At 65.6% G+C, this 6,913-nt stretch carries 6 protein-coding genes; 4 read left to right on the top strand and 2 right to left on the bottom strand.

The window, feature by feature from the left end:
* The first annotated feature begins 99 nt into the window (after positions 1-99).
* Positions 100-1,374, top strand: coding sequence for a helix-turn-helix domain-containing protein (locus AC1DIM_RS14920; protein WP_477711276.1), 1,275 nt, complete (start codon positions 100-102; stop codon positions 1,372-1,374).
* Positions 1,375-1,386: 12 nt separating this feature from the next.
* Here AC1DIM_RS14920 and AC1DIM_RS14925 read toward each other — a convergent pair whose 3' ends face one another.
* Together AC1DIM_RS14925 and purD are read right to left on the bottom strand one after the other, a co-directional pair.
* Entirely contained in the window at positions 1,387-2,334 is a 948-nt protein-coding gene (locus tag AC1DIM_RS14925) for a phosphoribosylaminoimidazolesuccinocarboxamide synthase (protein WP_477711277.1), read from the bottom strand.
* Position 2,335: 1 nt separating this feature from the next.
* Positions 2,336-3,652, bottom strand: coding sequence for a phosphoribosylamine--glycine ligase (gene purD / locus AC1DIM_RS14930; RefSeq protein ID WP_477711283.1), 1,317 nt, complete (start codon positions 3,650-3,652; stop codon positions 2,336-2,338).
* Positions 3,653-3,757: 105 nt separating this feature from the next.
* Here purD and AC1DIM_RS14935 point away from each other — a divergent pair, with 105 nt between their 5' ends.
* From AC1DIM_RS14935 to AC1DIM_RS14945, 3 genes are read left to right on the top strand one after another with little or no spacing between them, the layout of a single operon-like run.
* On the top strand, positions 3,758-5,335 hold the full coding sequence (locus AC1DIM_RS14935) for a molybdopterin-dependent oxidoreductase (protein WP_477711278.1): 1,578 nt from the start codon (positions 3,758-3,760) through the stop codon (positions 5,333-5,335).
* A gap of 36 nt (positions 5,336-5,371) precedes the next feature.
* Positions 5,372-6,388 (top strand): asparaginase, encoded by a 1,017-nt coding sequence (locus AC1DIM_RS14940; protein WP_477711279.1) that lies wholly within the window; start codon positions 5,372-5,374, stop codon positions 6,386-6,388.
* Positions 6,389-6,390: 2 nt separating this feature from the next.
* Positions 6,391-6,768 (top strand): sterol carrier family protein, encoded by a 378-nt coding sequence (locus AC1DIM_RS14945; RefSeq protein WP_477711280.1) that lies wholly within the window; start codon positions 6,391-6,393, stop codon positions 6,766-6,768.
* The last annotated feature ends 145 nt before the right edge of the window (positions 6,769-6,913 follow it).

The raw sequence follows: 6,913 nt of genomic DNA on the forward strand, positions 1-6,913 counted from the left end.
CAAAGTCAGCACGTCCTTGTTGACACTTATTGTAAAATGGATCCCACAGGGCCTGTCAAGCTTTGCGTACAAAGACGGTCCGGAATAAGGAGGAATCCCGTGGGTAATGGATTCGGGGAGAAGCTTCGAGCCGAGCGACTTGAGCGTGGGCTGACACAAGCCGAACTTGGCAAGAACCTCTACTCCCCCAGCTACATTTCACTCCTTGAGACCGGCCGCCGCGAGCCTACCGCCGAGGTAATCGACGAACTCGCCCGCCGGTTGGAACTGGCTCCCAAGGCGTTGGAAGCCTGGAGTCAGCCCATCTCGGTCAGCGACGCTGAATATGTCCTTGCCGGGCTCTATGCCCGCCAGGCCTGGGACCTCCGCGATTACGAACTGGCCGCGAGCCATGCCGCGACGGCTGCAAGCATTGCCCTCGAAGGCAAGAACACCAGCGCTTGGTGGAACATGACCTACATGCAGGCTGAGTGCCTGGTGAGGCACGGAGACCTGGTGGAGTGCCAGCGGATCACTGAGCGTCTTATTGAGCATCCGATGGCCAGGGAGTCCGTGGGACTGGGGGTGCGTGCCCGCCAAATGCTTGCAGCTGTCCTGCAGCGGCAGGGGCAATTGTCCGCCGCTGTAGACGAAGCCTTGGAAGCCATGAAGCTGTCCGAGCAACTGCCTCCAAGTTCGACCATTATTACCGGCGCCTTGCGTGTCCTTATCGGGGCCCTGGCAGAGAGCGGCCGCCTGAATGAGGCATGGACGTACTGCCAGTTGCTCGTTGCCCAGGTGGATGAGACGACGAATGCTCAACTTGCGGGCGAAGTCGCTTGGGTAGTGGGCAACGTGGCCTTCATGCGGCATGACTATGCCGAGGGAGTGAAGGAACACGAGAGGGCGGCGAAACTGCTTTCCCCGGCCAATGACATCGAAATGTGGGCCCGTTTCAATAAAGCATCGGCCGCAGTACGCCTACAGGCCGGCATTGTGGAGCCTGAGACGCTCGCGTCGATTGAACGGGCCGAGCTTGCTTTTTCCATCGTCTACGAAATGAAAAGTGATGAGCTCGAAGTGGCGTTCATCCGCGCCCGGTGGCTTTACCTGACTGGCGACATCGTTGCCGCCATCAACAAGCTGCGCGACATCCACGCCCAGCGCGAGGCCCTGGCCAAGCACACAGCCGGCGAGGTTTCCCTGCTACTGGGCAAATCCCTCAAAGCCGCGGGAGAAGCTGACGAAGCCCTTGTGTATCTCCAGGAAGCTCAAAAAGCGTTCAGCTCCGCCGGAGCCCAGGATCTCGTCCAACAATCGCTGGACGCGATCCTGGAAATCAGGTTGTCCCAGGAGCGGGCCGCAGCCCTGGCGAAGAAGTCCAAGGCCAGCTAAGGCTGGCAGCGGCTAGGCGAAGGCCCGGCCGGTCAGCTTCTCGTAGGCCTCAACGTAGCGGCTGCGGGTGCGGGCCACCACGTCCTCGGGCAGCGCCGGTGGTGGCGCATCCGAGGTCCGGTCCCAGCCTGACTCGGCTGAGGTCAGCCAGTCGCGCACATACTGCTTGTCGTAGGACGGCTGCGCCTGCCCGGGCTGGTATGTGGCGGCGTCCCAGAAGCGGGACGAATCCGGCGTGAGGACCTCGTCGCCGAGAACAATCGAACCGGAGACGGCGTCATAGCCAAACTCGACCTTCGTATCAGCCAGGATGATACCCCGTTCGCGGGCAATCTTTTCCGCGGTGGAGTAAATCTTCAAGGTCAGGTCGCTGAGCCGCCCCGCGATATCGTCGCCCACCATGCCCACCACAGCGTCGTACGTGATGTTCTCATCGTGGTGGCCTACCGCGGCCTTCGCGGAAGGCGTGAAGATGGGCCGCTCCAACCGTGAACCATCCACCAGGCCCTCGGGCAGGGGGATGGCGCAGACGGTGCCGGAGGCCTTGTATTCCAGCAGGCCGGTGCCGGTGAGGTAACCGCGGGCGATGCACTCCACGGGGAACATGTCCAGGTTCTTGCAGATCATCGCCCGGCCCTCCACTGCCGCGGGAACTCCGCCTTCCACGGTGGAGGACAGCACGTGGTGTTCAACGTCCAACTGGTCAAACCACCACAGGCTCAGCTGGGTCAGAATGCGGCCCTTGTCCGGAATCTCGCTCGCGAGGACATGGTCATAGGCGCTGATGCGGTCGCTGGCCACCACCAGGACACAGTCCCGGCCAACCCGCTCGCGGACGGAGTCATCCGCCGGTTCGTACAGGTCGCGGACCTTGCCTGAATAGATGTGCTTCCAGCCGGGCAGGTCAAGGGTTGCCGTGCTCAGGCCGCGCTGCGGTTCATGTGCGGGAGTCTCAGTCATGTTATGCCTTCGCCTTCGTGACAGGCAGCGATCCGGTTGCGCTGGACGCAACCTTGATCTCGCCGCGGGCAGCTTTTCGTCCAATATCCGTCCGGAACTGGGAGCCTTCCAGCTGAACCAGCTCCACGCCGTCGTACGCCCGTTCACGGGCCTCCACGAGGTCGCTGCCGAGGGCCACCACGGCGAGCACCCGGCCGCCGGCGGAAACGACCTTGCCGTCGTCGTCGAGCGCGGTGCCCGCATGGATCACGTGCACGCCCTCCAGCTCATCCACTTTCTTGAGGCCACGGATGCGGTCCCCGGTACGGGGAGTGTCCGGGTAGTTTTCGGACGCAACGACGACGGCGACCGCGGTCTCTTTGGACCAGCGCAGCTCGTCTGCCTTGTCCAGTTCGCCCTTGGCAGCTGCCAGCAGCAGCGCACCGAGGGGTGTCTTGAGCCGGGCCAGCACTGCCTGGGTCTCGGGATCGCCGAAGCGGACGTTGAACTCGATGACGCGGGTGCCGCGCGAAGTCAGTGCAAGGCCAACAAAGAGCACGCCCACGAAGGGGGTGCCCCGGTGGGCCATTTCGTTCACGGTGGGCTGGGCCACGCGTTTAATGACTTCCTCGACCAGCCCCGCGGGTGCCCATTCGAGCGGGGTGTACGCACCCATGCCGCCGGTGTTGGGGCCTTCGTCGTTGTCGAAAATCCGCTTGAAGTCCTGCGCCGGGGACAGTGCGACGGTGTTGTGGCCGTCGCACAGGACAAAGACGGAAACTTCCGGACCGTCCAGGAACTCCTCGATCACCACGGTGCCGCCGGCGTCGAAGCACGTCTGCGCGTGGGCCAGCGCTTCGTCGCGGTTCTTGGTGACCACCACGCCTTTGCCTGCCGCCAGGCCGTCGTCCTTCACCACGTAGGGGGCGCCGAAGGTGTCCAATGCTGAGGCTGCTTCCTCGGCGTTTGTGGCCACCATGGCCATGGCCGTGGGAACGTCCGCAGCAGCCATGACTTCCTTGGCGAATGCTTTGGAGGCTTCCAGCTGGGCAGCGGCCTTGCTGGGCCCGAAAACGGGAATGCCGGCGTCGCGGACGGCGTCGGACACCCCGGCGGCCAGCGGCGCCTCGGGCCCGACCACCACCAGGTCCACGCCGAGTTTGGTAGCCAGGGCCGCCACGGCGTCGGGGTTGTTCCCGTCAACCTTATGGGTGGGTACCAGCTTGCTGATGCCGGCGTTGCCGGGCGCTGCATGGACCTCGGAGACGTTGGGGTCGGCGAGCAGGGAGCGGACAATGGCGTGTTCGCGGCCTCCAGGGCCAATGACGAGTACCTTCACAGTCTCCAAGAGTACTTTGTGCACCCTGCCCTTTCCTAAGGGGGATGTTCTTAAGCTGCGTCCCTGTCCAACCATCCCTGTTGGCTGCCGCAACGAACACACACCATGAAGAAGCTCAGGAAATGGCTCAAGGAACCCACTGCCCTCGCTGCCCTGGCAGGCGTGGCGGCCGCCGCCGTCGTGCTTTCCGTTGCGGAGCTGATCGGGGCGTTCTTTACGGCGCGGGCCACCCCGATCCTTGCCCTGGGATCCACGTTCATCGACTTCACGCCGCTGTGGATGAAGAACTTCGCGGTCGAGACCTTCGGCACCAACGACAAGGCCGCGCTGTTCGTTGGCATGGGGCTGACGATCCTCGTGTTGGCCTGCGTCCTGGGAGTGGTGGCTTACCGCAAGTGGGCTTTGGGCGTGGCGGGTGTGTTGCTGATGGGAGCGGTTATTGTAGCCAGCGTGGTGACGCGGGCCGGCGTGCACCCACTGGATGCGATCCCCACGGTGTTGGGCACGGTGGCCGGGCTCGTGGTGCTGCGGCTCCTAGTGGCCCCGCTCTGGCGGCTGAAGGCCTGGCCGGAGGCGCCTGCGGACACAGGGTCCGAGGAACCTGGCCGGCCCGCCTCCAGCCGCCGCCGTTTCTTCGCCGCCGCCGGGATCGCCGTGGTGGGTGCCGGGATCGCGGCCACGGGCGGACGCCTGCTCAGTGCTGCCCGCAACAACATCGCCAAGGCCCGTGAGGCCTTGCAGCTGCCCGCTCCGGCGAAGGCGGCAGCGGCCGTGCCCGCCGGTGTGCAGGCCCCGGTGGCCGGCGTGACGCCATGGCTGACGCCCAATGGCGACTTCTACCGTATTGACACCGCCCTGAGCGTCCCGGAAATCAAAGCCGAGGAGTGGGAGCTCCGGGTCCACGGTCTGGTGGAGCAGGAAGTCCGGTTGAGCTTCCAGGACCTGCTCGACGCCGACCTCATCGAATCGCACGTAACCCTCACCTGCGTGTCCAACCCCGTAGGCGGAAACCTGGCCGGGAACGCGCGCTGGCTCGGGCTGCCAATCCGCGACGTCCTCAAACGGGCCCGGCCCAAGGACGGAGCGGACATGGTGCTGTCCACGTCCATCGATGGCTTCAGCGCCTCCACACCGTTGGAAGTCCTTCAGGATGACCGCGACGCCATGCTGGCGATCGGCATGAACGGCGAGCCGCTGCCGCTGGAACATGGCTACCCGGTGCGCATGGTGGTGCCCGGACTGTACGGGTTCGTCTCCGCCACCAAGTGGGTGGTGGACCTGGAGGTGACGCGATTCGCGGACAACAAGGCCTATTGGACACAGCGCGGCTGGTCGGAGCGCGGCCCCATCAAGACCATGGCCCGGGTGGAGGTGCCCAAGTCCTTCGCCAAGGTGCCGGCCGGCCGCGTGGCCATCGGCGGCACGGCCTGGGCCCAGACCCGCGGCATCACCAAGGTGGAAGTCCAGATCGACAACAACCCCTGGGCCGAGGCTGTCCTGTCCACCGAGGCGTCCCTCATCACCTGGCGCCAGTGGTCCTTTGACTGGGAAGCTACGCCGGGTCCGCACTACATCAAGGTCCGGGCCACCGACGGAACCGGCGAGGTGCAGACGGACCAGCGGGCCGATCCCGTGCCCGACGGCGCTTCCGGCTGGCAGTCGGTAATGGTCACCGTGGAATAGCCCGGAAATCGGCCGGCACGCCCCTAGACTGGCAACATGCCGCACAACCCGCACGCCACTTTTACCGTGGACTCCGCCGTCGAACTTGCCGTCGTTGAGCGCAGTGGCTTTGTGGAGTCCCGGCACATCGGCTCCGCCGTCGTCCTGTCCGCCGATGGTTCGGTTGTCACCGAACTGGGCGATATCAGGACTCCTCTCTATGCCAGGTCTTCGCTCAAACCGCTCCAGGCGCTGGCATCCATGCAGTCCGGGGTCCCGCTGCGCGGCGCGCAAGTGGCGGTGGCCTGCGGCAGCCATGTGGGTTCCCTTGACCACATGGATGTGGTGGAAGGAATGTTGAAGGCCGCCGGTGTGAAAGAAGACCAGCTGCAGTGCCCCGCCGCGTGGCCGCAGGACGAGACGGCCCGCAACTGGCTGCTGCGCTCCGACAAGGGCCGGTCCAAGCTGGCCTTCAACTGCTCCGGAAAACACGCCGCCTTCCTGTGGGCGTGCACCGAAAACGGCTGGGACACCCACAGCTACCTCGAGCCGAACCATCCGCTCCAGCAGCGCGTCCGCAACGTGATCGAGGAATACAGCGGCGAGCAGATCGCCCACCTGGGCATCGACGGCTGCGGGGCCCCGGTCGCGGCCATTTCCCTGACCGGGCTGGCCCGCGCCTATTCGCTGCTCGGCAAGGCACCGGGCGACAAGAACTCCAACGCCCGCGCCGCCACGATCGCCACGTCCATGCTCGACTACCCCTGGGCCGTGCAGGGCCGGGGCGAGGCGAACACGGTGGTGATGGACGAGCTGGGCATCATCGCCAAGATCGGGGCCGAGGGAGTCCTGGCCATGGCCACGCCCCAGGGCGTCTCCGTGGCCATCAAGATGCTGGACGGGAACCTGCGCGCCACCTCGCTGGTGGGACTGACCCTGCTCGCCGCCGCCGGCGCGGTGGACATCCCCGGCGTGTCCAGCGTCCTGGAAAAAGTCGTTTCCCCTGTGATGGGCGGTAGCCACCCGGTGGGCAAAATCCGTTTGGGCCCGGCTGTGTCCGCACTCCTGGACTAGACATGGCGATCGCGCGCCGCCGGATCGGCATCGAAGAAGGCACGGCGGCGCTGGCCGCGTGGCACGAAGCCGCCACCACGCCGTCGCACGCTCCACCGCCCCGCAGCGTCACCGCCATGGCGGTGCGCTACACGCTGGAGGAAGTGACCGCCCGGGCGCCGGGCAATTCGGTGGAAGTGCGGGTTCCGCCCTTCGGCGTCACCCAGTGCGTGGAGGGCCCACGGCACACGCGCGGCACCCCGCCGAACGTGATCGAGTGCGACGCCGCCACCTGGCTGTCATTAGTGACCGGTCGGTTGACGTGGGCGGACGCAGTGGCCGCGCACCGGGTGGCAGCGTCCGGACTGCGCGCGGACCTCTCCGCCCTCCTGCCGCTCTAATACGAAAGTAAGGCGACTCAGGCTGCGGTGGCCGGGGTGATGGTGACGTCGTAGCCGAGGCTGTTGAGTTTTTTGATGGCGTTGTTTTTGGCTTTGATCGGGTCCATGCGGGTGAAGTGGTCGGCGCCGGGGTCGGCGTAGCATT

The organism is Pseudarthrobacter sp. 01T43, assembly GCF_056398665.1.